Here is a 1,842-nt window from a genome sequence, read left to right on the forward strand (position 1 = left end):
ACGCCGCCAAGCTTTTCTAAGGATCAGTTCCATACGGAACTGGTCTTTTTTGTGTTTTTGAAAAAATTACTTCTATTAAATCACTTTGTAAAGTGAGAAGTGATGATTTAGTAAATGCCTCATCGATAAGTTGATCTTTCCGTCCGTCTCACTTTCATGTATTTTCATTGAACAACGCAGCTGTTGTGTGGGTCGGCCGTTCACTTCGTTTAGGATGAAGATCAAAAGCATAGAAAGCAGCTAATAAGAATTTTCTTTGGCAGCCAGATACAGAGGACTGTTTAGAGACACACTAGATGACTGAGTATCGCAACACTTACAGTTGAATTTTTCGCTCGCTCTAAGTAAGAATAAGAAAGAATCAACATTAACTTGATACCCTAGTAACACTTTAATATTGAAGATAGTAAAGAACAGCATCATTTAAGGACATTTTTACATGAAAATGATTTCCCAGAAAAATAAAATAATAAAAGAATTCCTTCTCTAGATGATTTGTATGAGAAGATATATTGAATAAAATAAGCATATAAAAAGCTTGAAAAGGGTAATTTCACATCAATAAAGCTTTATTAGAGCCCTTTTTAACAAAAAAACATAAAAAGATGAAAAAAAGACTTTTAAAATGATGAGACAAGTGGTAGAATTCTTTAGGTGCCTTAACGAAAAGACGAAAAAACAACGTTAAAATAAATTCAAAAATTATTTTAAAAAAGTCTTTACAAACAATATCTTATCGTTATATAATACTATTTGTCGGATCGAGAGACATTCGAAATGACAACACAATATGGAGGATTAGCTCAGCTGGGAGAGCATCTGCCTTACAAGCAGAGGGTCGGCGGTTCGAGCCCGTCATCCTCCACCATATTTATTCTTACATAATGTTAGGATAGATAAAGCCGGTGTAGCTCAACTGGTAGAGCAACTGACTTGTAATCAGTAGGTTGGGGGTTCAAGTCCTCTTGCCGGCACCACTTTCATATGGTAAGATAGACAAGTCGCTTTTAAAGAGAGCCATTAGCTCAGTTGGTAGAGCATCTGACTTTTAATCAGAGGGTCGAAGGTTCGAGTCCTTCATGGCTCACCATGTTTCATGCGGGTGTGGCGGAATTGGCAGACGCGCTAGACTTAGGATCTAGTGTCTTTATGACGTGGGGGTTCAAGTCCCTTCACCCGCATTGCCAAATAAAATAAAGAAATCCTGTAATGCGGAAGTAGTTCAGTGGTAGAACACCACCTTGCCAAGGTGGGGGTCGCGGGTTCGAATCCCGTCTTCCGCTTATACCATCCACGCCGGGGTGGTGGAATTGGCAGACACACAGGACTTAAAATCCTGCGGTAGGTGACTACCGTGCCGGTTCAAGTCCGGCCCTCGGCATTATAAAATAAGCGCCCGTAGCTCAATTGGATAGAGCGTTTGACTACGGATCAAAAGGTTAGGGGTTCGACTCCTCTCGGGCGCGCCATTAAGATCGGGAAGTAGCTCAGCTTGGTAGAGCACTTGGTTTGGGACCAAGGGGTCGCAGGTTCGAATCCTGTCTTCCCGACCATCTTTTATGGGGCCTTAGCTCAGCTGGGAGAGCGCCTGCCTTGCACGCAGGAGGTCAGCGGTTCGATCCCGCTAGGCTCCACCAATATGATCTTTGAAAACTAAACAAGACAAAACGTACCTGTTAATTCGAGTTTTTATAAAAAAATCCTATGATACATCATAGGTAGTCAGTCAAACTGGCGAAAAACAAAACTTCGGTTTTGTACTTTTTCGGAGAGTTTGATCCTGGCTCAGGACGAACGCTGGCGGCGTGCCTAATACATGCAAGTCGAGCGGACAGAAGGGAG

At 41.8% G+C, this 1,842-nt stretch carries 9 tRNA genes and 1 rRNA gene; all 10 read left to right on the forward strand.

Annotated elements, in window-relative coordinates:
* Positions 1-792 precede the first annotated feature (792 nt).
* A tRNA-Val gene (locus ACTMS9_RS30575) sits at positions 793-868 on the forward strand.
* A gap of 33 nt (positions 869-901) precedes the next feature.
* Positions 902-977 (forward strand) — tRNA-Thr (locus ACTMS9_RS30580).
* Between the two features lie 37 nt (positions 978-1,014).
* A tRNA-Lys gene (locus ACTMS9_RS30585) sits at positions 1,015-1,090 on the forward strand.
* 8 nt (positions 1,091-1,098) lie between these two features.
* Positions 1,099-1,181 (forward strand) — tRNA-Leu (locus ACTMS9_RS30590).
* Positions 1,182-1,211: 30 nt separating this feature from the next.
* A tRNA-Gly gene (locus ACTMS9_RS30595) sits at positions 1,212-1,283 on the forward strand.
* Between the two features lie 12 nt (positions 1,284-1,295).
* Positions 1,296-1,381 (forward strand) — tRNA-Leu (locus tag ACTMS9_RS30600).
* Positions 1,382-1,392: 11 nt separating this feature from the next.
* Positions 1,393-1,469: transfer RNA gene (locus ACTMS9_RS30605), tRNA-Arg, on the forward strand.
* 7 nt (positions 1,470-1,476) lie between these two features.
* Positions 1,477-1,553: transfer RNA gene (locus tag ACTMS9_RS30610), tRNA-Pro, on the forward strand.
* Positions 1,554-1,561: 8 nt separating this feature from the next.
* Positions 1,562-1,637 (forward strand) — tRNA-Ala (locus tag ACTMS9_RS30615).
* A 125-nt stretch (positions 1,638-1,762) separates the two neighbouring features.
* Positions 1,763-1,842: ribosomal RNA gene (locus tag ACTMS9_RS30620) — 16S ribosomal RNA — on the forward strand; the annotation flags it as partial.

This window comes from Micromonospora sp. L31 (genome assembly GCF_052068075.1).
Taxonomy (GTDB): domain Bacteria; phylum Actinomycetota; class Actinomycetes; order Mycobacteriales; family Micromonosporaceae; genus Micromonospora; species Micromonospora purpureochromogenes.